The organism is Bradyrhizobium guangdongense, assembly GCF_006483445.1.
Classification (GTDB): Bacteria; Pseudomonadota; Alphaproteobacteria; order Rhizobiales; family Xanthobacteraceae; genus Bradyrhizobium; species Bradyrhizobium guangdongense_A.
The window spans coordinates 19,357-41,894 of the sequence record NZ_PPPT01000092.1 but is presented as its reverse complement, the minus strand read 5'-3'; the positions used below and the strand labels follow the sequence as shown (position 1 = coordinate 41,894).

The 22,538-nt window shown below is 64.1% G+C and carries 22 protein-coding genes; 20 read left to right on the top strand and 2 right to left on the bottom strand.

What is annotated here, in order from left to right:
* The 11 genes from C2U70_RS13515 to C2U70_RS13465 form a co-directional block, all read left to right on the top strand.
* The coding region (locus C2U70_RS13515; RefSeq protein WP_246666747.1) for a chromate transporter at window positions 1-507 on the top strand (507 nt) is incomplete at its 5' end.
* Between the two features lie 92 nt (window positions 508-599).
* Window positions 600-1,364: a tripartite tricarboxylate transporter TctB family protein gene (locus tag C2U70_RS13510; protein WP_140978518.1), complete on the top strand. Its 765-nt coding sequence runs from the start codon at window positions 600-602 to the stop codon at window positions 1,362-1,364.
* Window positions 1,365-1,371: 7 nt separating this feature from the next.
* Window positions 1,372-2,886: a tripartite tricarboxylate transporter permease gene (locus tag C2U70_RS13505; protein ID WP_186294235.1), complete on the top strand. Its 1,515-nt coding sequence runs from the start codon at window positions 1,372-1,374 to the stop codon at window positions 2,884-2,886.
* A 122-nt stretch (window positions 2,887-3,008) separates the two neighbouring features.
* The gene (locus tag C2U70_RS13500; RefSeq protein ID WP_140978514.1) at window positions 3,009-3,989 is read left to right on the top strand and encodes a tripartite tricarboxylate transporter substrate binding protein BugD; all 981 of its coding nucleotides are present in this window, start codon (window positions 3,009-3,011) and stop codon (window positions 3,987-3,989) included.
* A gap of 176 nt (window positions 3,990-4,165) precedes the next feature.
* Window positions 4,166-4,960: a thymidylate synthase gene (locus C2U70_RS13495; RefSeq protein ID WP_140978512.1), complete on the top strand. Its 795-nt coding sequence runs from the start codon at window positions 4,166-4,168 to the stop codon at window positions 4,958-4,960.
* A 5-nt stretch (window positions 4,961-4,965) separates the two neighbouring features.
* Window positions 4,966-5,451: a GNAT family N-acetyltransferase gene (locus tag C2U70_RS13490; protein ID WP_140978510.1), complete on the top strand. Its 486-nt coding sequence runs from the start codon at window positions 4,966-4,968 to the stop codon at window positions 5,449-5,451.
* Entirely contained in the window at window positions 5,451-5,960 is a 510-nt protein-coding gene (locus tag C2U70_RS13485) for a dihydrofolate reductase (protein ID WP_140978521.1), read from the top strand. Before C2U70_RS13490 ends, C2U70_RS13485 begins: the two co-directional genes overlap by 1 nt.
* A 152-nt stretch (window positions 5,961-6,112) precedes the next feature.
* Window positions 6,113-7,249, top strand: coding sequence for an FtsH protease activity modulator HflK (gene hflK, locus C2U70_RS13480; protein ID WP_140978509.1), 1,137 nt, complete (start codon window positions 6,113-6,115; stop codon window positions 7,247-7,249).
* Window positions 7,246-8,142 (top strand): protease modulator HflC, encoded by an 897-nt coding sequence (gene hflC, locus C2U70_RS13475; protein ID WP_140978508.1) that lies wholly within the window; start codon window positions 7,246-7,248, stop codon window positions 8,140-8,142. Before hflK ends, hflC begins: the two co-directional genes overlap by 4 nt.
* A 79-nt stretch (window positions 8,143-8,221) precedes the next feature.
* On the top strand, window positions 8,222-8,428 hold the full coding sequence (locus C2U70_RS13470) for a DUF2065 domain-containing protein (protein ID WP_140978507.1): 207 nt from the start codon (window positions 8,222-8,224) through the stop codon (window positions 8,426-8,428).
* A gap of 150 nt (window positions 8,429-8,578) precedes the next feature.
* Window positions 8,579-10,087, top strand: coding sequence for a Do family serine endopeptidase (locus C2U70_RS13465; protein WP_140978506.1), 1,509 nt, complete (start codon window positions 8,579-8,581; stop codon window positions 10,085-10,087).
* 138 nt (window positions 10,088-10,225) lie between these two features.
* On the opposite strand, the gene serB is transcribed toward C2U70_RS13465, so the two are convergent.
* Together serB and C2U70_RS13455 are read right to left on the bottom strand one after the other, a co-directional pair.
* Window positions 10,226-11,131 carry a phosphoserine phosphatase SerB gene (gene serB / locus C2U70_RS13460; protein WP_140978505.1) on the bottom strand — a complete coding sequence of 302 codons (906 nt, stop codon included), beginning with the start codon at window positions 11,129-11,131 and terminating at the stop codon, window positions 10,226-10,228.
* 186 nt (window positions 11,132-11,317) lie between these two features.
* A complete protein-coding gene (locus C2U70_RS13455; RefSeq protein WP_140978504.1) occupies window positions 11,318-13,039 on the bottom strand; it encodes a hypothetical protein in 1,722 nt (573 codons plus the stop codon).
* A gap of 131 nt (window positions 13,040-13,170) precedes the next feature.
* Between C2U70_RS13455 and miaA the strand changes: the two genes are divergently transcribed.
* The 9 genes from miaA (at window position 13,171) to C2U70_RS13410 (ending at window position 22,464) form a co-directional block, all read left to right on the top strand.
* A complete protein-coding gene (gene miaA / locus C2U70_RS13450; RefSeq protein WP_140978519.1) occupies window positions 13,171-14,085 on the top strand; it encodes a tRNA (adenosine(37)-N6)-dimethylallyltransferase MiaA in 915 nt (304 codons plus the stop codon).
* A gap of 336 nt (window positions 14,086-14,421) precedes the next feature.
* A complete protein-coding gene (locus C2U70_RS13445) occupies window positions 14,422-16,197 on the top strand; it encodes an acetolactate synthase 3 large subunit (protein ID WP_140978503.1) in 1,776 nt (591 codons plus the stop codon).
* Window positions 16,198-16,201: 4 nt separating this feature from the next.
* Window positions 16,202-17,185, top strand: a complete 984-nt coding sequence (locus tag C2U70_RS13440; protein ID WP_140978502.1) for a threonine dehydratase — start codon at window positions 16,202-16,204, stop codon at window positions 17,183-17,185.
* 23 nt (window positions 17,186-17,208) lie between these two features.
* The gene (ilvN, locus tag C2U70_RS13435) at window positions 17,209-17,751 is read left to right on the top strand and encodes an acetolactate synthase small subunit (protein ID WP_140978501.1); all 543 of its coding nucleotides are present in this window, start codon (window positions 17,209-17,211) and stop codon (window positions 17,749-17,751) included.
* Between the two features lie 3 nt (window positions 17,752-17,754).
* Complete coding sequence (locus tag C2U70_RS13430; protein ID WP_140978500.1) at window positions 17,755-18,450, top strand: class I SAM-dependent methyltransferase; 696 nt, start codon at window positions 17,755-17,757, stop codon at window positions 18,448-18,450.
* 30 nt (window positions 18,451-18,480) lie between these two features.
* A complete protein-coding gene (locus C2U70_RS13425; RefSeq protein ID WP_140978499.1) occupies window positions 18,481-19,356 on the top strand; it encodes an EamA family transporter in 876 nt (291 codons plus the stop codon).
* A gap of 7 nt (window positions 19,357-19,363) precedes the next feature.
* Window positions 19,364-19,966: a LysE family translocator gene (locus C2U70_RS13420; RefSeq protein WP_186294234.1), complete on the top strand. Its 603-nt coding sequence runs from the start codon at window positions 19,364-19,366 to the stop codon at window positions 19,964-19,966.
* 133 nt (window positions 19,967-20,099) lie between these two features.
* Window positions 20,100-21,119 carry a ketol-acid reductoisomerase gene (gene ilvC / locus C2U70_RS13415; RefSeq protein WP_140978497.1) on the top strand — a complete coding sequence of 340 codons (1,020 nt, stop codon included), beginning with the start codon at window positions 20,100-20,102 and terminating at the stop codon, window positions 21,117-21,119.
* Between the two features lie 493 nt (window positions 21,120-21,612).
* Complete coding sequence (locus C2U70_RS13410; RefSeq protein ID WP_140978496.1) at window positions 21,613-22,464, top strand: SDR family oxidoreductase; 852 nt, start codon at window positions 21,613-21,615, stop codon at window positions 22,462-22,464.
* The last annotated feature ends 74 nt before the right edge of the window (window positions 22,465-22,538 follow it).

The window sequence follows — 22,538 nt, the reverse complement described above, 5'->3', positions numbered from 1 at the left end:
GCCCTGATCGCGACCTTCGGCCTGATGTCGCTGTTCGCGGTCGGCGGCGCGGCTGCGGCCGTGCCGGAGATGCACCGCATCGCCGTGGATGTGCATCACTGGATGACCGAGAAGCAGTTCGCCGATGCCTACGCCATCTCACAACTGTCGCCCGGGCCCAACGTCCTGATCGTCACCCTGATCGGATATACGGTTGCGGGCATTCCCGGCGCGTTGGCCGCAACGCTTGCGATGTGCCTGCCAACGGCACTGCTGGCCTATTCCGTGAGCCGGTTTTTGAACCGCTCGACCCGATCGCGCTGGCCGGCGATCGTCCAGGCCGCGCTGGTTCCCCTGTCGATCGGGCTGATGGCGGCGAGCGCCCTGATCCTGGCGCAGGCAACCGACAAGAACCTTGTCGCATTGTTGCTGACGGCCGTCGTCGCCGTCGCCGCCTTTGCAACGCGCATGAACCCGCTCTGGCTGTTGCTTGCCGGGGCCATTTTGGGTTTTGCTGGCGTTGTCTGATGAAGTTCGCTAGGCAAGTATCCGGGTGGGGGTTCCAAATCCAACCGTGAGAACAACAAGGCTCGTGACGACGGGTCACGGAGGAGACATGCATGGCCGACACAATGGGCCATTCAGCGACAGCTACGCGTAACAATACGTCGGTGGCGCTCGGCATCTTCGTGCTGGCGCTGGCACCGCAAATCTTCGAACTCATCTGGTCGCTCGGCACGATCTTCGGCTGGGGCACGGGGCGCGGGCCCGTGGCCGCGCTGATCGGCCATGCCAGCGCGCTGTTCGCGGGCGCCCCCGGCGCCGTGTTCGGCTCTTTCGGCGGAGGGGCCAAGAAACTCTCCTCCGACGTGCTCCTGGCGCTGATGTATTCCTATCCGCTGTTTGCGGTGGCGATCCTCACGCTCTTCATGACGATCAAATCGGCACAGGACTATGTCGGCGGCATCGTTCTGATGGCGCTCGCGCTGTTCGCCCTGTGGGCGTCGAGTGACCTGCAGGGCATGCGCGGATTTTCCTTCGGCGCCGGCACTGCGCCGCGCATGTTCGGCGGGCTGATGGTCGCGCTGTCGGCCGGCATCGCCCTGACGGGGCTCTTGTACGACGGGCCAAGCCTCCAGCATTATTCCTGGCGCGGCCCGCTGTTCGTGATGGCCTCGATCGTGTTCTTCGCCCTGGCGATCCGCCCGTTGGGCCTCATCGTCTCGGCGTTCGCAAGCTTCCTGATCGCAGCGACCGGCTCCCATGAGACGCGCTGGGTCGAGGCGATCATCGTTGGCGCGTGTCTCACGGCCGGCTGCGCGGTTCTGTTCCCCTATATATTGGGACTGCCGATGCCGATGCTTCCACGTTTCCTGATGCAATGAGGGCGTGATGGATCTCTTTGCCAACCTCGCTCACGGCTTCGCCGTCGCGCTCTCGCCGATCAACCTGTTGATGTGCCTGATCGGCGCGCTCGTCGGCACGCTGGTCGGCGTTCTCCCCGGCATCGGCACCATCGCGACGGTGGCGATGCTGCTTCCGATCACGTTCGGATTGCCACCGGTCGGCGCGCTGATCATGCTCGCCGGCATCTATTACGGCGCCCAATATGGCGGCTCGACCACCTCGATCCTGGTCAACATCCCCGGAGAAGCGACATCGGTCGTGACAGCGATCGACGGCCACCAGATGGCCAAGCAGGGCCGCGCCGGCCCGGCGCTGGCGATCGCCGCAATCGGTTCGTTCTTCGCCGGCTGCGTCGCGACCATCCTCATCGCCGTGCTCGGTGCGCCGCTGACCAAGCTCGCGCTGGCGTTCGGTCCGGCCGAATATTTCTCGCTGATGGTGCTCGGCCTGATCTTCGCCGTCGTTTTGGCAAAGGGCTCGGTGCTCAAGGCGATCGCGATGATCGTGTTCGGGCTGCTGCTGTCGATGGTCGGATCCGACATCGAGACCGGCGCCTCGCGCATGGCCTTCAACATCCCCGAGCTCGCCGACGGTCTCGGCTTCGCCACCGTCGCGATGGGGGTGTTCGGCTTCGCCGAGATCATCCGCAATCTCGACGCCGGCGCCGAGATGAATCGCGATCTCGTGCAGCAGAAGATCACCGGCCTGATGCCGACCAAGAAGGATCTGATCGACTCCACGCCTGCGATCCTGCGCGGCACCGTGCTCGGCTCGATCCTCGGCATCCTGCCGGGCGGCGGTGCGGTCATCGCGTCGTTTGCGGCCTATACGCTCGAGAAGAAGATCGCGAAGGATCCGAGGCGCTTCGGCCGCGGTGCGATCGAAGGCGTCGCGGCGCCGGAAAGCGCCAACAACGCGGCGGCGCAGACCTCCTTCATCCCGTTGCTCACGCTCGGCATCCCGCCGAACGCGGTGATGGCGCTGATGGTGGGCGCGATGACCATTCACGGCATCGTGCCGGGTCCGCAGGTGATGCAGAAGCAGCCGGATCTGGTCTGGGGCATGATCGCCTCGATGTGGATCGGCAATCTGATGCTGATCATCATCAACCTGCCGCTGGTCGGCATCTGGGTGCGGTTGCTGCGCGTGCCCTACCGGCTGATGTTCCCCTCGATCGTGATTTTCTGTGCGATCGGCATCTACTCCGTGAACAACGCACCCGTCGACGTCATCCTCGCCGGCGTGTTTGGCCTCGTCGGCTACTGGCTGATCAAGCACGATTTCGAGCCGGCGCCGCTGCTGCTCGGCATGGTGCTCGGACCGCTGATGGAGGAGAACCTGCGCCGTGCGCTCTTGATCTCGCGCGGCGACTGGAGCGTGTTCCTCACCCGTCCGTTGTCGGCGGTGCTGCTCGCGCTCGCGGCCGGCCTCCTGATCCTCACCGTGCTCCCGGTGTTGCGTGCCAAGCGCGAAGAGGTGTTCACGGAATCCGAGAACTAGTCCTTTCGCCTGCGTCGGCGGGCCGCAGGCGGAAGGCATCGACTTTCCGCGCAGTCTGGTCAAATGAAAATGCCGGCCCTCGTGGCCGGTATTTTTGTTTTGGCGTTCCGGAGGGGATTGAGATGAACACCATTCGCATGCTTGCTGGCGCATGCGTCGCTGCGGCGGCTTCGCTGTGCGCCTTTGTCGCACCGGCTCAGGCGCAGACCTATCCGACGCGCAGCATCACCATGATCGTGCCGTTCGCGGCCGGCGGTCCGACCGACGTCATCTCCCGCATCGTCACCGGGCACATGGCGCAGACGCTGGGCCAGAGCATCATCATCGAGAACGTGGTCGGCGCCGGCGGCACCACCGCCACCTCGCGCGCCGCGCGGGCGGCCAATGACGGCCATACGCTGATCACCGGTCACATGGGCACGCATGCGGCCTCGGTGCCGCTTTATCCTAAACTCGCTTATCATCCCGAGAAGGACTTTGAGCCGATCGCGCTGCTCGCAGGCACGCCGATCCTGATCCTGGCGCGCAAGGATTTTCCGCCGAAGGACCTCAAGGAGTTCGTGGCTTACGTGAAGGCGAACGCCGAGAAGGTGAATGCCGCGCATGCCGGCGTCGGTTCGGTCTCGCACGTCTCCTGCGAGCTCTTGCACTCGATCCTCGACATCAAGCCGGTCGGCGTGCCCTTCAACGGCACAGGCCCCGCGATGAACGCGCTGGTTGGCGGCCAGGTCGACTACATGTGCGACCAGATCGTCAACGCGGTGCCGCAGATCAACGCCGGCACCATCAAGGCCTATGCGATCGCGACGCCCGCGCGCAACCCGTCGCTGCCGAACGTTCCGACCACGACGGAAGCGGGCCTGCCGGCATTCCAGGCCCAGGCCTGGAACGCGATCTTCGCGCCGAAGGGAACCTCGCCGGCGATCCTGGCCACGCTGAACGCGGCTGCCGTCAAGGCGCTGGACGACGAGAACGTGAAGAAGCGCCTGCTCGATCTCGGCAGCGTCATCCCGGCACCCGCGGAGCGAACGCCGGAGGCTTTGGCAGCCCTCGTCAAGGCCGAGGTCGCGAAGTGGAGCGCGGTGCTCAAGCCGGCAACTTAACGAGCACAATCAAGCCGATAGACAAGGGGCGGGACCGTGGTTCCGCCCCTTGTCGTTTGCGGACGGAGCACTCACTTTTCCGGGTATAATCTGTGACACCGGCGAATCGCCGCTGTCGAAGGACGGGGCCGGGCGTTAAGTTCGCCGTCCTCCCGGAAAGGCCATAGCGCGACCCCATGCACCAGTATCAGGACCTGCTCGAGCGGATTCTCTCAGACGGCGCCGAGAAGACCGACCGGACCGGCACCGGCACGCTGTCGGTGTTCGGCCATCAGATGCGCTTCAATCTGTCGGCCGGTTTCCCGATGCTGACCACCAAACGGTTGCCGCTGAAGGCCATCGTGCATGAGCTGCTGTGGTTCCTGAACGGCGACACCAACATCAAGTATCTCAAGGACAACGGCGTCACCATCTGGGACGAATGGGCCGACGCCAATGGCGATCTCGGGCCGGTCTATGGACATCAATGGCGCTCCTGGCCCGCGCCGGACGGCCGCAGCATCGACCAGATCGCCAACGTCGTCGACATGATCAAGCGCAACCCGGACTCGCGCCGGCTGATCGTCACCGCCTGGAATCCGGCCGACGTCGAGAAGATGGCGCTGCCGCCCTGCCACTGTCTGTTCCAGTTCTATGTCGCCAACGGCAAGCTGTCGTGCCAGCTCTACCAGCGCTCGGCCGACGTGTTCCTCGGTGTGCCCTTCAATATCGCCTCCTACGCGCTTCTCACCATGATGGTGGCGCAGGTGACGGGGTTGAAGCCCGGCGAGTTCGTGCACTCCTTCGGCGACACGCATCTCTACTCCAACCATCTGGAGCAGGCGCGGCTGCAATTGAGCCGCGCACCGCGCGCGCTGCCGGTGATGCGGATCAATCCCGAGGTGAAGGACATCTTCTCCTTCCGCTACGAGGACTTTGAGCTCGTCGGCTACGATCCGCATCCGCATATCAAGGCGGAGGTTGCGGTCTAGGCCCGATGTCGCTCAACATTCGCCGCGTACGCCCTGGAGAGGCTGGGCTCGTTCTCGCCTTCGTCCGCGAGCTCGCCGAGTACGAAAAGCTCTCGCACGAGGTTGAGGCGACGGAGGCGATGCTGGCCGACGCGCTGTTCGGCGATAATCCGCGGCTGTTCTGCGACATCGCCGAGTGGGACGGCCAAGCGGTCGGCTTCGCGGTGTGGTTTGCGAATTTCTCCACCTTCAGCGGCCGCCACGGCATCTATCTCGAAGACCTGTTCGTGCGTCCCTCGCATCGCGGCAAGGGCATCGGTAAAGCGCTGCTCATGTATCTCGCCAGGGAGTGCGTGACCAATGGCTGGTCGCGCCTGCAATGGTCGGTGCTCGACTGGAACACGCCGTCGATCGAATTCTACAAATCGCTCGGCGCGGTCATGATGGATGAATGGACTCTCTGCCGCGTCGGCGGCGATGCCTTGACGCGTCTTGCAGGGAAGGCGCCGTGATGGAGATCGTGTTCGTCGTCGCGATCGCGGAGAACGGCGTCATCGGCGCCGGCAATGCGATCCCGTGGCGGCTGAAATCCGACATGGTACGTTTGAAGGCGCTCACCATCGGCAAGCCGGTGGTGATGGGCCGCAAAACGTTCGAGTCACTGCCCCGGCCGTTGCCGGGGCGCACCAACATCGTCATTACCCGCGATGCTGCCTATCGCGCCAACGGTGCCGTGGTGACGACGTCGTCGGCGAACGCGCTCAGCGTCGCACGCGGCGACGCCCTGCGGCGTTCCGTCGCTGAAATTGCCGTACTCGGCGGCGCCGAAATCTACAGGCAATTGCTCGATCACGCCGACCGGCTCGAGATCACGGAAGTCCATGCGCGGCCCGAGGGTGACACGGTCTTCGAGATCGACAAGGCGCAGTGGGACGAGGTGGCGCGCGAGCGGCATTCCGCGGGACCGCACGACAGCGCCGAATTCTCCTATGTGACATATCGTCGGCGGCGCCCGGATTAACCGCTTTCGCCAATGTTTACATTGACTTTTCCCCGGGCCGGCATAGCTCGGAGGGCGACCAAGCTTGCGTTGTAAGGGTCCTTTGCGTCCCCTATAAAGCCGGACCGGACAAAGCGGGCGGGGGCGTTCCACCCTGCCGAGGAGACTGTCGAATGCCGTGGAAGAATCAGGGCGGTGGCCCATGGGGCTCGGGCCCGAAAGGGCCGTGGGGCTCAGGCCCGCAACCGGTCGGGCCAAGGCCGCCGGATCTGGAAGACCTTCTGCGGCGCGGCCAGGATCGACTTCAGCAGATCCTGCCCGGCGGCTATTTCTCCGGCGTCGGCATCACGCTGATCCTGCTTGTCGGTATCGCGATCTGGCTGTTGTCAGGCTTCTTCCGCGTGCAGTCCGAAGAGCTCGGCGTCGTACTGCGCTTCGGCAAGCATGTGCGCACCGTTCAGCCGGGCCTGAACTATCACCTGCCTTATCCGATCGAGACCGTGCTGCTGCCCAAGGCGCTGCGCGTCTCCACCATCTCCATCGGCATGACGCTGATCGACGATCCGGCCCGTCGCGGCCGCACCATGCGCGACGTGCCCGAAGAGAGCCTGATGCTGACCGGCGACGAGAACATCGTCGACGTCGACTTCACCGTGCTGTGGCGTATCAAGCCCGACGGCGTCGGCGACTTCCTGTTCAACATCCAGAGCCCTGAAGGCACCGTGAAGGCGGTCGCCGAGAGCGCGATGCGCGAAGTGATCGGCCGCTCGCAGATCCAGCCGATCCTGACCGGCGCGCGTAACGTCACCGAGCAGGGCGTCCAGGAACTGATGCAGAAGACGCTCGATAGCTACGGCTCCGGCGTCCAGATCACCCAGGTGCAGATGCAGAAGGTCGACCCGCCGGCGCAGGTCATCGACGCGTTCCGCGACGTGCAGGCGGCGCGCGCCGACCTCGAGCGCTTGCAGAACGAGGCGCAGACCTATGCCAACCGTGTCGTGCCGGATGCCCGCGGCCGCGCCTCGCAGATCCTGCAGGTTGCCGAAGGCTACAAGGAACAGGCGATCGCCGAGGCCAAGGGCCAGAGCGCGCGCTTCCTGAAAGTGTACGAGGAATACAAGAAGGCGCCCGACGTGACGCGTGAACGAATCTATCTGGAGACGATGGAGCGCGTGCTCGGCGGCTCCGAGAAGCTCGTCATCGACGGTGCGGCCGGGCAGGGTGTCGTGCCCTATCTGCCGCTCAACGAATTGACGCCGCGGAAGCCGCCTGCGCCGCAAGGCCAGCAGCAGAGCGGAGGCAACCGATGAGGTCTCCGGTCACAGGTTTCGTCTCGCTGCTCGTCCTGCTGCTGATCCTGATCGTGGCCTACAGCTCGGTCTTCACGGTGCAGCAGACCGAACAGGCCCTCGTGGTTCGCCTCGGCGAACCGGTCAAGGTCGTCACCGAGCCCGGGCTGAACTTCAAGGCGCCGTTCATCGACAGCGTCATCAGCATCGACAAGCGAATTCTCGATCTCGAGAATCCGTCGCAGGAAGTCATCGCCTCCGACCAGAAGCGGCTCGTGGTCGACGCCTTCGCGCGCTACCGCATCAAGAACGCGCTGCGCTTCTATCAGAGCGTCGGCTCGATTCAGGCCGCCAACCTCCAGCTCACCACGCTGCTCAACGCGGCGCTGCGCCGTGTGCTCGGCGAGGTCACCTTCATCACGGTCGTCCGCGACGATCGCGAGAAGCTGATGGGTCGCATCCGCGACCTGCTCGACCGCGAGGCCGACGGCTACGGTATCCAGGTCGTCGACGTCCGCATCCGCCGCGCCGATCTGCCGGAGCAGAACAGCCAGGCGGTGTACGACCGCATGAAGACCGAACGTCAGCGCGAGGCGGCCGAGTTCCGCGCGCAGGGCGGACAGAAGTCACAGGAAATCCGCTCCAAGGCCGATCGCGAGGCGACTGTGATCATCGCGGAGGCGAACTCCGCGGCCGACCAGACCCGTGGTTCGGGCGATGCCGAGCGCAACCGCCTGTTCGCCGAAGCCTATGGCAAGGATCCTGACTTCTTCGCCTTCTACCGTTCGATGACGGCCTATGAGACCGGGCTGCGCTCCAGCGACACCCGTTACCTGCTGCGGCCTGACTCGAATTTCTTCCGGTATTTCAGTAACCCGTCCGGCAAGCCCGAGACTCCGGCTGCCAAGCCCTGAGGCTGCAGAAAAGAGGGGCGGCCGCGACAGCCGCCCCTTATAAGACAATCAGAACAGCATCAGGGGAGGTTCCAATACGATGAGGTCCTTTGCGTTTGCCGACTTCCTCATCGGCTTGAGCATCCTGTTTGTGCTGGAAGGCTTGATGTTCGCGGCGTCTCCGAACTGGATGCGCAAGGCGATGAAGAGTGCGCTCGCCACCCCCGATCATATCCTCAGGGGTGTCGGCATCGCTTCGGCGGTCGCCGGCCTGATCCTGATCTGGATCGTGCGTCGGCATAGCTGAGAAATCCGCCGCCTACGCCAAAGTGAAGCGCCGGGGCCGGTTTTTCGCCGTATTGTCGGGTCTTGAGGCCCGTTAAGGTCCGTGCTTGCGCCGTCCCCCGGTTCGAGCGCAGTGTGGTGCCAACCCCCGACTCTCTGGAGACCATCCGATATGACCGCTGCCACCATTGCCTCGACCCGCTTGCGCCTTGGCCTGGCTGCGATCGCGCTCGGCGCGTTCAGCGTCGTCGCCTCGCCCGCCGTCGCGCGTGGGCCGGAGGGCATCGCCGACGTCGCCGAGAAGGTGATCGACGCGGTCGTCAACATCTCGACCTCGCAGACCGTGGAAGCCAAGGGCGGTGGCGATGGCCGCAACACCATGCCGCAACTGCCGCCCGGCTCGCCGTTCGAAGAGTTCTTCGACGACTTCTTCAAGAACCGCAGGGGTCCCGGCGGCGGCAGCAAGGGCGGCGAGCGCGGCGACAACGGCCCGCCGCGCAAGACCAACTCGCTCGGCTCCGGCTTCATCATCGACACCTCGGGCGTCGTCGTGACCAACAATCACGTCATTGCGGACGCCGACGAGATCAACGTCATCCTCAACGACGGCACCAAGATCAAGGCCGAGCTGGTCGGCGTCGACAAGAAGACCGACCTGGCCGTGTTGAAGTTCAAGCCGACCAAGCCGCTGGTGTCCGTGAAGTTCGGCGACAGCGACAAGCTGCGCCTCGGCGACTGGGTGGTCGCGATCGGCAACCCCTTCAGCCTCGGCGGTACGGTGACGGCCGGCATCGTCTCGGCCAAGAACCGCGACATCTCGTCGGGCCCGTATGACAGCTACATCCAGACCGACGCCGCCATCAACCGCGGCAATTCCGGTGGTCCGCTGTTCAACCTCGAAGGCGACGTCATCGGCGTCAATACGCTGATCATCTCGCCGTCCGGCGGCTCGATCGGCATCGGCTTTGCCGTGCCGTCGAAGACGGTCGCGGGTGTGGTCGATCAGCTCCGCCAGTTCGGCGAGCTGCGCCGCGGCTGGTTAGGGGTGCGCATCCAGAGCGTCACTGAGGAAATCGCCGAGAGCCTCAGCATCAAGCCGGCGCGCGGCGCGCTGGTTGCCGGCATCGACGACAAGGGCCCGGCAAAGCCCGCCGGCATCGAGCCCGGCGACGTCGTGGTCAAGTTCGACGGCAAGGACATCAAGGACCCGAAGGATCTGTCGCGCGTCGTTGCCGATACCGCCGTCGGCAAGGAAGTCGACGTCGTGATCATCCGCAAGGGCCAGGAGGAGACCAAGAAGGTCACGCTCGGCCGCCTCATGGATGCCGACAAGGTGCAGGCCGCGGTCAAGAGCGACGAGCCCGCGCCCGAGAAGCCGGTGACGCAGAAGGCGCTGGGCCTCGATCTCGCCGCGCTCAGCAAGGATCTGCGCACGCGCTACAAGATCAAGGAGAGCGTCAAGGGCGTGGTCGTCACGTCGGTCGATGCCAATTCGGATGCTGCCGAGAAGCGCCTCTCCGCCGGCGACGTCATCGTCGAAGTCGCGCAGGAGGCGGTCTCCAGCGGCGCCGACGTCCAGAAGCGCATCGACACCTTGAAGAAGGACGGCAAGAAGTCGGTGCTGCTGCTGGTCTCCAACGGCGAGGGTGAGTTGCGCTTCGTGGCGCTGAGCGTGCAGTAAGACGCGGTTCCCGTAGGGTGGGCAAAGCGAAGCGTGCCCACCATCTTTTCACAATCGCAACAATAGTGGTGGGCACGGCGCAAGCGCGCCTTTGCCCACCCTACGGGAGCTGAGTGTGCGGGATGACGGCGGGAGAGACTAACCCTCCACAAACTCCTTCCGCGTATAGCCCTGCGCATAGAGCAGCGCGCTGAGGTCGCCGTGGTCGATGCGCGCGGAGGCGGCTGCGGCAACGGCCGGCTTGGCGTGATAGGCGACGCCGAGGCCCGCGGCCTGGATCATCGCGAGATCGTTGGCGCCGTCGCCGACCACCACCGTGTCGATGTCGTCCAGGTCGAACGACTCCATCAGATCCACCAGCGTCGCGAGCTTTGCCGCGCGGCCGAGGATCGGCTCCTTGACCTCGCCGGTGAACTTGCCGTCGCGCACGATCAGTTCGTTGGCGCGGTTCTCCTGGAAGCCGATCCTGGCTGCCACGGCGCTCGTGAACAGCGTAAAGCCGCCGGAGACGAGGCACGCATAGGCGCCGTTGGCACGCATGGTCGCGACCAGCGCGCGGCCGCCTGGCGTCAGCGTGATGCGCTTGGCCAAGACCTCGTCGACCACGCTCACCGGCAGGTCCTTCAACAGCGCGACGCGCTCACGCAGCGCCGGCTCGAATTCGATCTCGCCGCGCATCGCGCGCTCGGTGATGGCGGCGACGTGCGCCTTGAGGCCTGCAAAGTCGGCAAGCTCGTCGATGCACTCCTGGCCGATCATGGTGGAATCCATGTCGGCGAGAAAAAGCCTCTTGCGCCGGAAGCCGGCAGGCTGCACCACGATGTCGATCGGCAGGTCGCCGCGGATCTCGCGCAGCCGCTCCTCGATGGCGTGACGGTCGCGTTCGAGGTTATTGTCGGCGCCGAAGGGGATGTCGACCGCGACGCCGTCGAACAGCCAGTGCGCGGGCGCGGCCTGCGGCAGCACGGCGCGGGCGCCGTCCACGATGGTGGAATCGAGCGCGGGACTATCGGGATTGCAGATCAGCGTGGCGACGAGGGACATGCAGGCCGGTATTCGAGGTTGAACGAGGCCGTGCTTATCGCAGGACCTTGCTTCAGCGGCAAGTCGTTGTCCGCCATCAATCCTGCCAACCAGCTCCTGAAGTGCGATGAGATTGTCATCGCGCTTCAGTTCCTTGTTTGAGCATTACCCCTTCGGAAAACCGCTGTTCACTTACTGGATCACGCTTTAGGGAAACAGCGGCGTGATCAGCCCCCAGACATGGCTGAGACCGCCACCGCTGGGTGTCCCCAACATGTTGTTGCCGTGGCATGTGAGGCAATTCAGGGTCTGCTTGAACGTTTCCATGGTCGAATTGGCCAGCAACTTGGTGCCGACGACGTTTGCGCCCGCGGGCGCCTTTCCGTCGCTGGTCCAGGTCGACCCGATCATGATGTATTTCGAGCGCACGTCGCCGGCCGGCATCTGGCTGAGAACGCTGCGATTGAGCGAAATCACATTGGTGTTGTTGACGATTGCGGCCGCATCCGTGAGGCGCGTGCCCCAGGCATTCGCACGCGTCACGTCCACCGAACCGATCGTGCCGTTACCGGACGCGACGATGTCGCCGTTCTCGTCAACGGTCATCCGCGCCGGCACAGGATTCGAAGCTCCTGAACTGGAGAACAGCCACGGTCCGCTGCCGTCGGCAGGTACGGTCGCCTCGGCTCCCAAGGCGGTCTTGTAGACGTATTTCTGGTTGGGCGCGTTATTGACGTGTTCGAACGTCGCCCAGATCATCTCGGGATGGCCGAGCGCACTCCCGACCACATGAAATCCGACCAGCGCGAGATCGACGGTCTTCGCGGTCCCATGAACCCACTTCTGGGGATTTGAGGTATCGAAGCCGGGAACCGTTGCCTTGATGACCAGATAGTCCTGCGGATTGCTCAGTGTCGAAGCCTCGACCCAGGACGATTTGAGCTCCATTGCGAGTGCGATGCCGTCCAGGAATCCCGGCTTGGTGTGAGGCGCCGGCGCGTTCTTGGCGACATCCGTGATCTTGCTCAGAAGCGAGGCTTCGGATGGAAATTCGGTCGGCGCGGGTGAAAACTTGCCGTTGGTTGCGCCCGTGCGGAAATAGGCGAACACGTCGTTGACCTGAAGCAGGTAGTAGACAAGGCCGTTGTTCCTCGTCACCAGCACGGCGCCGCCGCCGGCCTGGCCGAGTTCGACCACGTCGCCGGACGTCGTTACCAGACGCTGGACACCGTCGACCGTCACGGTCTCGTCGGCAAGATTGATTGCCTTGCCGGACGCGTCGCTCAGCGCCGGCGCCCCGCTTGTCGCGGTTTCGACGTCGAGCACCTTGTTGGTATCGTCGAGCAGCAGCGGCTTGCCGCTGACCGCGGCCGCCACGCGCGCGACATCGACCGGCTTGCCCGACTTGTCGCGGAACAGCGCGCTGCCGGCACGTCCGGTCTGCACGCGCACGACGTTGCGTATCGTTCCCTTGCTGTCGGCGACGACATCCACGCCCTTGTCGCCGACGAGCGAGATCGACGGTGCGAAGCTCAGCAAGGTATTGTCGTCTTGCGGGATGAGCTGGCGCTTGTCGCCTGCTGGCGCCGAGAGGCCGTAAAACTGGGACGAGCTGAAGACATGCTTGCCGGGCCCGCGTGGGGAGGTCAGCCAGAGGAACATCTGCACTGACCATTTGTAGAAGTTGCAATCGGAACCGGCGTTGAACGCGAGACTGTTTGCGGGAAAGACGAGGCCGTCCTTCGCCGGGTTGCCGCCAAACCAGCTCGCGAACTCCGGTGCCTGGACGATGCAAGACTGCATGACGTCGGGGGGAAGGGCGGTTTGCGCGTTTGCTGGCTGGGACGCGAGCAGCGAGGCCGTCATTGCCAGCACGCTCGTGGTTATCCCGGCAAGTCGCTGCGCTTTCGACGGATGGTCGCTCTTCATGACGTTCTCCAATCGATGTTTCGAAATATAAACAAGCTAAATGCGATAACAGACTAATACGCAACTAAGGATTGTTGCATGAACCGGCACGAAGGTGCAATGCGGGGGGCGTGCAACGTCTCCTGGGTTCCATGCGCCAAACCGTCGCGATCCTGATTGCAGGCCCGACCGCCAGCGGCAAGTCGGCCCTGGCGCTTGAGCTCGCGCAATCCGTCGGCGGCGTCGTCATCAACACCGACTCGATGCAGGTCTACCGCGATCTGCGCATCATCACCGCGCGCCCGTCGCCGGCTGACGAGGCGCTTGTGCCGCATCGGCTCTACGGCCATGTCGATGCCAGCGTGAATTACTCGGCCGGCGCCTGGCTTGCAGATGCAGCCGCGGCGCTGGCTGAAGCGCAAGCACAGGGCCGTGTGCCGATCTTCATCGGCGGCACCGGGCTCTATTTCAAGGCGCTCACCGCAGGCCTCTCGACGGTGCCTCAGATCCCCGCAGAGGTGCGCGAGAGCGTACGCGCGCGGCTAGAGCAGAACGGTGTCGAGGCATTGCATGCGGAACTCGCGACCCGCGATCCGCGCGCTGCCGAGCGGCTGAATGTACGTGACCGCACCCGCATTGCGCGCGCGCTCGAAGTCGTGGAGGCGACCGGTCGCTCTCTGCTCGACTGGCACACCGAAGGCCAGCCGCCGCTGTTGCCGAAGGACAGCTTTCGCGCGTTGTTTCTCGCCCCCGAACGCGACGAACTCTACGCCCGCATCGACGCGCGTTTTGACGCCATGCTGGGAGCTGGCGCGCTCGCCGAGATCGCGCGATTGGCAGAGCGCCATCTCGATCCGCTGCTCCCGGCGATGAAGGCTCACGGCGTCCCCGCTTTGATCCGCCACCTCAATGGCGAGATCAGCCTGGATGAGGCGGCTACGATCGGCCGGGCCGACACCCGCCATTATGCAAAACGACAGTTCACCTGGTTTCGGCACCAGCTGCCCGACTTCGAATGGGTGAAGCCGGCGGAGGCGCGGGAACGGCTGGCCAGCGCGGGCGAATAGCTGGCCTGACGCGGTTTTGTGCTGGCGCGGTAAATTTCCTCTCGCCGAATGAAGGAAACGCCGCTACATTCTTCCAAATCGCGCGGAAACGGCCGCTTTGCCTTGACATCCAGTCTTTGGCCGTTATGTTTCGCGCAACCTTTGGGAAGCCGAGCGCCTGCCATGCGTAATATTATTACCAAACTCCTTATCGTCGTCGTACCCAGGCGCACCGCCGGGGATGGCTAGCGGCCATCCAAATCCGAGCGGTGTGCATGGGGCCTCTTGGGGCCCTTTTTTATTTCCCGAACCACAGTCGAAAGAAGCCGCTGACAACAGCGCATCCGGAGCAAGCCAATGACCGAGAAGAGCCACGATCCGAACCAGATGACCGGCGCCGCGATGATCGTTCGCGCCCTCATCGATCATGGCGTGACCGATATCTTCGGCTATCCCGGCGGCGCGGTGCTTCCGATCTACGACGAGATTTTCCAGCAGAGCGACGTCCAGCACATCCTCGTTCGCCATGAGCAGGGCGCGGGCCATGCCGCCGAAGGCTATGCGCGCTCGACCGGCAAGCCGGGTGTCGTGCTGGTGACCTCCGGTCCCGGCGCCACCAATATGGTGACGCCGCTGACGGACGCGCTGATGGATTCGATCCCGCTGGTCTGCATCACCGGCCAGGTTCCCACGCATTTGATCGGCAATGACGCGTTCCAGGAATGCGATACGGTCGGCATCACGCGTCCCTGCACCAAGCACAACTGGCTGGTGCGCGACGTCAACGATCTGGCAAAGGTGCTGCACGAAGCCTTTTATGTCGCGACATCAGGCCGTCCGGGCCCGGTGCTGGTCGACGTGCCGAAGGACGTGCAGTTCGCGACCGGCACCTATCATCCGCCGCGCAAGTCGGACGTTCACATTTCCTATTCGCCGCGCGTGAAGGGCGATGCAGCGCAAATCCGTAAAGCGGTGGCATTGCTCGCCAATGCAAAACGTCCGGTGATCTATTCCGGCGGCGGCGTGATCAATTCCGGTCCCGAGGCCTCGAAGCTGCTGCGCGAGCTGGTCGAGGTCACGGGTTTTCCGATCACGTCCACGCTGATGGGCCTGGGCGCCTATCCGGCGTCGGGCAAGAACTGGCTGGGCATGCTCGGCATGCACGGCACCTACGAAGCCAATATGACCATGCATGATTGCGACGTCATGCTGTGCGTCGGTGCGCGCTTCGACGACCGCATCACCGGCCGCGTCGATGCGTTCTCGCCGGGCTCGAAGAAGATCCACATCGACATCGACCCGTCCTCGATCAACAAGAACATCCGTGTCGACGTGCCGATCATCGGCGATTGTGGCAACATCCTCGGCGACATCCTCCAGGTCTTCAAGGCGGAAGCCAGGAAGCCGGACATCAAGCAATGGTGGCAGCAGATCGCGCAATGGCGCGCGCGCAATTCGCTGTTCTACAGGAAGAACAACGACATCATCTTGCCGCAGCATGCGATCCAGCGCCTGTTCGAGCTGACGCGCGGCAAGGACACCTACATCACGACCGAGGTCGGCCAGCACCAGATGTGGGCGGCGCAGTTCTTCGGCTTCGAGGAGCCGCATCGCTGGATGACGTCGGGCGGGCTCGGCACCATGGGCTACGGCCTGCCGGCTGCGGTCGGCGTGCAGGTGGCCCATCCCGACAGCCTCGTCATCGACATCGCCGGCGATGCCTCAGTGCAGATGACGATCCAGGAGATGTCGACGGCGGTTCAATACGAGCTGCCGATCAAGATCTTCATCCTGAACAACCAGTACATGGGTATGGTGCGGCAGTGGCAGCAACTGCTCCACGGTAACCGCCTGTCGCATTCCTATTCGGAGGCGCTGCCTGATTTCGTCAAGCTCGCGGAAGCCTATGGCTGCGTCGGCATCCAGGCGCTGAAGCCGGCCGATCTCGACGGCGCCATCAAGGAGATGATCGCGGTCAAGCGTCCGGTGATCTTCGACTGCCGTGTCGCAGCGCTGGAAAACTGCTTCCCGATGATTCCCTCCGGCAAGGCACATAACGAGATGCTGTTGCCCGAGCAGGCCAACGACGAAGCGACCGCGACCGCGTTCGCAGGCGGCAAGGCGCTGGTGTGACGCCATGTTCGACCTGAAGGAGCTCGAACGGGCGCATGAGATCGTGGGGCAGGCGGTGCCGGCGACGCCGGCACATGCCTGGCCGCTGCTCGCTGAACGTCTCGGCACGCGCGTCGTGGTCAAGCATGAGAACCACACGCCGATCGGCGCCTTCAAGGTGCGCGGCGGGCTGGTCTATCTCGAGCGGCTGAAGCGGGAGAGCCCGAACACGCCGGGCATCATCTCGGCGACGCGTGGCAATCACGGCCAGAGCCTTGCGTTCGCCGCGAGCCGGCATGGCGTGCCTGCGGTGATCTACGTGCCGCGCGGCAACTCCGTCGAGAAGAACTGCGCCATGAAGGCCTTTGGCGCCGAACTCGTCGAGCATGGCGAGGACTTTCAGGCCGCACGCGAGGAGGCCGAACGGCACGGGCAATATGCCGGGCTCCACATGGTGCCGTCATTCCACCGCGACCTCGTGCTGGGCGTTTCGACCTACGCGCTGGAGCTGTTCAGGGCTGCGCCGGATCTCGATGTTCTCTACGTGCCGATCGGGCAGGGTTCTGGCATCTGCGGCTGCATCATGGCGCGCGACCTCTTGGGACTAAAGACCGAAATCGTCGGCGTGCAGTCGACGGAAGCGCCGTCCTATGCGCTGTCGTTTGCGGCGGGCAGCATCGTGACGACAGAGACCAGCAACACGCTCGCCGATGGCATGGCCACCCGCATCCCGGATCCGGATGCGTTCGCCATCATCAAGAAGGGCGCATCGCGCATCGTGCAGGTCAGTGACGACGAGGTCGCGGCCGCGATCCGCGCCTACTGGACCGACACGCATAATCTTGCCGAAGGCGCCGGCGCTGCCGCGCTCGCCGCGGCGCTTCAGGAGAAGAGCAAGCTGCAGGGCAAGCGCGTCGGTCTCGTGCTCTCCGGCGGCAATATCGATTTCGATCTGTTCCGCCAATGGGTCGGAACGGACGCGCCGGCCGCCCAGCGGGCGATGGCGTGACGACGAGAATAGAGGGGACGACAATGAACCAGCCCGCATCCGCCTACTTCATCGAGGAGCGTCACGATCCCAACGAGACGCACACGCTCTCGGTGCTCGTGCAGAACGAGCCGGGCGTGCTCGCCCGGGTCATCGGTCTGTTCTCGGGACGCGGCTACAACATCGAGAGTCTCACGGTCTCGGAGACTGAGAGCCAAAAGCATCTCTCGCGCATCACCATCGTCACCACGGGCACGCCAATGGTGATCGAGCAGATCAAGCACCAGCTCGATCGCATGATCCCGGTCTACCGCGTCGTCGACATGACGCTGACCAAGCGTTCGATCGAGCGCGAGCTCGCGATGGTCAAGGTGCGCGGGCAGGGCGAGCATCGTGTCGAGGCGCTGCGGCTGGCGGACGCGTTCCGCGCCCGCGTCATCGACGCCACTACCGAGAGCTTTGTGTTCGAGATCACAGGCAATACGGACAAGATCAACCAGTTTATCGACCTGATGCGCCCCATCGGCCTTGTCGAGGTGTCGCGCACCGGAGTTGCCGCGATCGGCCGCGGGCCTGAGGGGATGTGAACCATGCTGGCGCGCGACTGGTACTATAACGAGCGCAACCGGATCGGGCTGGAGCCCGCGGTCGCCTCGATCTACGACAATTTCGAGGACGCCGATCTGCGGGCGCGCGCCGCGCTGAAAATGCTCGGCGTGCAGCGGGGCTGGCGGATCGCCGACATCGGCTGCGGCAACGGCGTGCTCGCGACGGAAGCCGCGCTGATGGGCGCCGAGGTCGATGCCATCGACATCTCGCCGGCGATGCTGGCGCTCGCCGAGATCTACGCGCGCGATCGCAAGGCGCCGGTCCGCACCCAGTCCGCCGGCCTGTTGAGCTTCACCTATCAGCCCGAATCCTATGACCTGATCGTCAGCGAGTTCACGCTGCACCATCTGCCGGACTTCTGGAAGGCGGTGGCGATGTCGCGGATCTATCGCGCGCTGAAGCCAGGCGCGAGCTTCTATCTGCGTGACATCGTGTTCGTCTCGATGCCGGATGCCTGCGAGCGCGACGTCGACCAGTGGGCCGACTTCCAGATCAAGAACCATGATTTCGCGCGTGACAACGTGGTCGCGCACATGCGCGACGAATATTCCACCTTCGGCTGGGTGATGGAGCGGATGCTGACCGATGTCGGCTTCACGCTGGTCTCGGCCGATTACCACGCCCCGATGCACGGCACCTATCTGCTGCGCAAGCCAAAGCCCGGCGAACAATCTTAAGAAGTCGAACCGAACGACAGAACAAGAACAATGAAGCCGGCGGACATTCTCATCGCCATTCTGGTGGCGATCGTCTGGGGACTTGCCTTCGTGGCGAGCCGGATCGCGCTCGACGAGTTTTCGCCGGAGTTGATGACGGCGCTGCGTTTCTCGATTGCGGCAGTCCCCTGCCTCTTCATCCGCAAGCCGAAAATCGCCTGGTCGCTGCTGATCGCGATCAGCTTCACCCTGTTCCTCGGTCAGTTCCTGAGCCAAGCCTATGGCATTGCACATGGTGTTCCGGTGGGCCTGACCTCCGTCATCGTGCAAAGCCAGGCGCTGTTCACCATCGGCTTTGCGGTGATCGCGTTCGGCGAACGGCCGACGCCGATGCAGACGGTCGGGATCGCCATCGCTGCGATCGGCCTTTTGATGATCTGCGGCACCGTCGGTTATGATTTCAGCGTCGGCGCCTTTGCAGTGCTGATGATCTCGCCGATCAGCTTCGCGATCGGCAACCTGCTTCTGCGCGGCGCGCGTAACGTGCCGATGTTCGACCTGTTCGCCTGGCTGTGCCTGACCTCGGCCGTGCCGCTGTTCGTGCTGGCGTTGGTCGCCAACGGCCCGGGGCCGACCTGGCAATCCCTCTCCCATATGACGCTCGCGGGCCTTCTGTGCATGCTGATGCTCGGCGCCATCTCGACCAGCATCGCCTACTGGCTGTGGGGCCGGCTGCTGCGGGACTATCCGGCGGCGCAGGTCGTACCGTTCGCGCTTTTGGTCCCGTTCGTCGGCTCGGCCGCCTCCAGCATCGTGTTCGGCGAAAAGTTCGGGCCGCTGCGGCTCGCGGGCATGTTGACGGTCATCGGCGGCATCGCGGTGATGCTGCTGGCGAAGCGGCCGCAAGCCGTGCCGAAGACGGCGTGAGGTGAGCATGGCCAGTTCGCTCTTCTATGCCTTCCTCGCCTTCATGGTGGTGATGTATTTCACCCCCGGGCCGAACAACATCATGCTGTTGGCCTCGGGCCTGACCTATGGCTTCCGGCGCACCATCCCCCACATCGCCGGTATCGTCCTCGGCTTTGCCTTCATGGTGGCGGCCGTTGGCCTGGGCCTCGGCACCGTCTTCCTGGCCTATCCGATCCTGCAGACCATCCTGAAATACGCCGGCGCGGCCTATTTGATCTATCTGGCCGCTGTCATCGCCATGTCCGGCCCGGCCAAGACCGAGGGGGACAAGTCGAGGGGCCCGATGACCTTCTGGGGCGCTGCCATGTTCCAGTGGATCAACGCCAAGGGCTGGGTGATCGTGATCGGCACCATCACGGCCTATGCGGCGATCGCCCAATTCCCCTTCAACATCGCGATCCAGACCCTGGTCAGCCTGATTGTGGGCGTGGTCTCGACCGTGGTCTGGGCCCTGTTCGGGACCGCGCTGCGGCCGGTCCTGACCTCGGAGCGGCTGGTCCGCGCCTTCAATATCCTGATGGCGTTGCTGCTTTTGGCCTCCCTCTATCCCGTCTTCATGGATGCATGATGCCGCAGTTTTCCATGCAGAAACGGGTTTCCTTCGGGGCGGAAAATGCTCTAGACAGCCCCCGAAATCCGCAAATTCCACCGTCCGACACTGACCAACGGCCGATTCTGGCCACCTGAACGAGGAAACGACCATGCGTGTTTATTACGATCGCGACGCCGACCTGAACCTGATCAAGGGCAAGAAGGTCGCCATCGTCGGCTATGGCAGCCAGGGCCACGCCCACGCGCTGAACCTGAAGGATTCCGGCGTCAAGGAAGTCGCCATCGCGCTGCGCAAGGACTCGGGCTCGGTGAAGAAGGCAGAAGCCGCCGGCTTCAAGGTGATGGACGTCGCCGAAGCCGCCAAATGGGCCGACCTCGTCATGATGCTGACCCCGGACGAGCTCCAGGGCGACATCTATCGCGAGCACCTGCACGACAACATGAAGAAGGGCGCGGCCCTCGTTTTCGCCCACGGCCTCAACGTCCACTTCAACCTGCTCGACCCGCGCGCCGACCTCGACGTGCTCATGATCGCGCCGAAGGGCCCTGGCCACACCGTGCGTTCGGAGTATCAGCGCGGCGGCGGCGTGCCCTGCCTGATCGCGATCGCCAAGGACGTCTCGGGCAACGCCCATGACCTCGGTCTGTCCTACGCCTCCGCTGTCGGCGGCGGCCGCGCCGGCATCATCGAGACCACCTTCAAGGAAGAGTGCGAGACCGACCTGTTCGGTGAGCAGGTCGTGCTCTGCGGCGGCCTGGTCGAGCTGATCAAGGGCGGCTACGAGACCCTGGTCGAGGCCGGCTACGCCCCCGAGATGGCCTATTTCGAGTGCCTCCACGAGGTGAAGCTGATCGTCGACCTGATCTATGAAGGCGGCATCGCCAACATGAACTACTCGATCTCCAACACCGCCGAGTACGGCGAGTACGTCACCGGTCCGCGCATCGTGACCGCGGAGACCAAGGCCGAGATGAAGCGCGTGCTCGCCGACATCCAGGGCGGCAAGTTCGCCCGCGACTGGATGCTCGAGAACAAGGTCAACCAGACCTCGTTCAAGGCGACCCGCGCAAAACTCGCCCAGCACCCGATCGAGGAAGTCGGTGCCAAGCTCCGCGACATGATGCCCTGGATCAAGAAGGGCGCGCTGGTCGACAAGAGCAAGAACTAAGCGGCACGCATTCAGCACACGACGCGGATGCGTCGCGTGCTGGTGCACCGCCACACGAAATTTTAAGCCTTCACGGCTAAATTCGGGGCGAGATCGCGAGCAGCGGTCTCGCCCTTTGCTTCTGCGCCAAGCTTTGCTGCTTCATTCAAATTCTTCGCGAGCTGCGAGCGCACTTCAAGACGAAGAACTGACGCTTAAAGCACATTCTTCGACTGGAGCGATTTCTGAGCTTTTCCCCTCACGTGCGCATTCGTGAAAGCTGAGCGTCTTCAGAGTCGAAGACTCACCTCTTCATCTCCGCTCTCATCAGGTGTCCAACGCGCCAAGGAGACCCTCGCGTACAGCTTCACCCTAAGACGTGATGGTTGAAGTGGCTTCTTGGGCTCGGTCGCAAGGGCAAATGAAATCCGCGACGGCCGCCCAATCAGCGGGCAGCATTGCGCTTGTTCCCCGTCCCCCTACATGATGCCGGGAACCTCAGGGGGAAAGCACCATGCGTTCTGTCGTCGTCACCGGCGCGTCCACCGGCATCGGCTGGGCCACTGCAAAGGTCTTGCTCGGGCGCGGCTTTCGCGTCTTCGGCAGCGTCCGCAAGCAGGCGGATGCAGATCGACTCAAGGCCGAGTTCGGCGCCAATTTCACACCCCTGATGTTCGACGTCACGGATGAGGCCGCGGTACTCGCCGCGGCCCGCCAGGTGCGCGAGGCGCTGAATGGCGAGACGCTGGCCGGCCTCGTCAACAATGCCGGCGTCGCGATCGCGGGCCCCGTGCTTGAACTTGCGGCCGACGAATTCCGCCGCCAGATGGACATCAACGTCATCGGCCCCGTCATCGCGACCCAGGCCTTTGGCCCGCTGCTCGGCTCCGATCCCTCGTTGAAGGGGCCGAAGGGCCGGATCGTGATGATCAGCTCGGTTGCGGGCAAGAACGGCAATCCCTTTTCGGCGCCTTATTCCGCCTCCAAGCATGCGGTCGAGGGGTTGTCCGAGAGCCTGCGCCGCGAACTGATGCTGTTCGGTATCGACGTGATCATCGTCGCGCCGGGTGCGGTGAAGACGCCGATCTGGAGCAAGGCCGAGCAGATGGATCTCTCCGTCTACAAGAACTCGCCCTATTTTCCCGCGCTCAACAAGATCATGGCCTTCATGATGAAGCTGGGCGAGACCGGCCTGCCGGCCGAGCGGATCGGCGAGGTCGTCGCCGAGGCACTCACCACGGCCAAGCCGCGGGTGCGCTACCAGGTCACCCCGGACCCGGTCCGGCACATGATGCAGGCGACGCTGCCCAAGCGCGCGGTCGACCGCATCGTCGCCAAGCGGCTCGGACTGCTGCCGCCGGAGTAAAGGCAGGTTGATTTGAGATGTACCGTGGCATGAGACGACGCACATTTCTTCTGGCGGCAGGCACCGTCCCGCTC

Coding starts and splice junctions, on each gene's coding strand:
- C2U70_RS13420 (WP_186294234.1), top strand. CDS start 19,364: ATGGCCAGTTCGCTCTTCTATGCCTTCCTCGCCTTCATGGTGGTGATG.
- C2U70_RS13430 (WP_140978500.1), top strand. CDS start 17,755: ATGCTGGCGCGCGACTGGTACTATAACGAGCGCAACCGGATCGGGCTG.
- ilvN (WP_140978501.1), top strand. CDS start 17,209: ATGAACCAGCCCGCATCCGCCTACTTCATCGAGGAGCGTCACGATCCC.
- C2U70_RS13510 (WP_140978518.1), top strand. CDS start 600: ATGGCCGACACAATGGGCCATTCAGCGACAGCTACGCGTAACAATACG.
- ilvC (WP_140978497.1), top strand. CDS start 20,100: ATGCGTGTTTATTACGATCGCGACGCCGACCTGAACCTGATCAAGGGC.
- hflK (WP_140978509.1), top strand. CDS start 6,113: ATGCCGTGGAAGAATCAGGGCGGTGGCCCATGGGGCTCGGGCCCGAAA.
- miaA (WP_140978519.1), top strand. CDS start 13,171: ATGCGCCAAACCGTCGCGATCCTGATTGCAGGCCCGACCGCCAGCGGC.
- C2U70_RS13500 (WP_140978514.1), top strand. CDS start 3,009: ATGAACACCATTCGCATGCTTGCTGGCGCATGCGTCGCTGCGGCGGCT.
- serB (WP_140978505.1), bottom strand. CDS start 11,131: ATGTCCCTCGTCGCCACGCTGATCTGCAATCCCGATAGTCCCGCGCTC.
- C2U70_RS13455 (WP_140978504.1), bottom strand. CDS start 13,039: ATGAAGAGCGACCATCCGTCGAAAGCGCAGCGACTTGCCGGGATAACC.
- C2U70_RS13495 (WP_140978512.1), top strand. CDS start 4,166: ATGCACCAGTATCAGGACCTGCTCGAGCGGATTCTCTCAGACGGCGCC.
- C2U70_RS13485 (WP_140978521.1), top strand. CDS start 5,451: ATGGAGATCGTGTTCGTCGTCGCGATCGCGGAGAACGGCGTCATCGGC.
- C2U70_RS13425 (WP_140978499.1), top strand. CDS start 18,481: ATGAAGCCGGCGGACATTCTCATCGCCATTCTGGTGGCGATCGTCTGG.
- C2U70_RS13465 (WP_140978506.1), top strand. CDS start 8,579: ATGACCGCTGCCACCATTGCCTCGACCCGCTTGCGCCTTGGCCTGGCT.
- C2U70_RS13490 (WP_140978510.1), top strand. CDS start 4,966: ATGTCGCTCAACATTCGCCGCGTACGCCCTGGAGAGGCTGGGCTCGTT.
- C2U70_RS13470 (WP_140978507.1), top strand. CDS start 8,222: ATGAGGTCCTTTGCGTTTGCCGACTTCCTCATCGGCTTGAGCATCCTG.
- C2U70_RS13505 (WP_186294235.1), top strand. CDS start 1,372: ATGGATCTCTTTGCCAACCTCGCTCACGGCTTCGCCGTCGCGCTCTCG.
- C2U70_RS13410 (WP_140978496.1), top strand. CDS start 21,613: ATGCGTTCTGTCGTCGTCACCGGCGCGTCCACCGGCATCGGCTGGGCC.
- C2U70_RS13440 (WP_140978502.1), top strand. CDS start 16,202: ATGTTCGACCTGAAGGAGCTCGAACGGGCGCATGAGATCGTGGGGCAG.
- C2U70_RS13445 (WP_140978503.1), top strand. CDS start 14,422: ATGACCGAGAAGAGCCACGATCCGAACCAGATGACCGGCGCCGCGATG.
- hflC (WP_140978508.1), top strand. CDS start 7,246: ATGAGGTCTCCGGTCACAGGTTTCGTCTCGCTGCTCGTCCTGCTGCTG.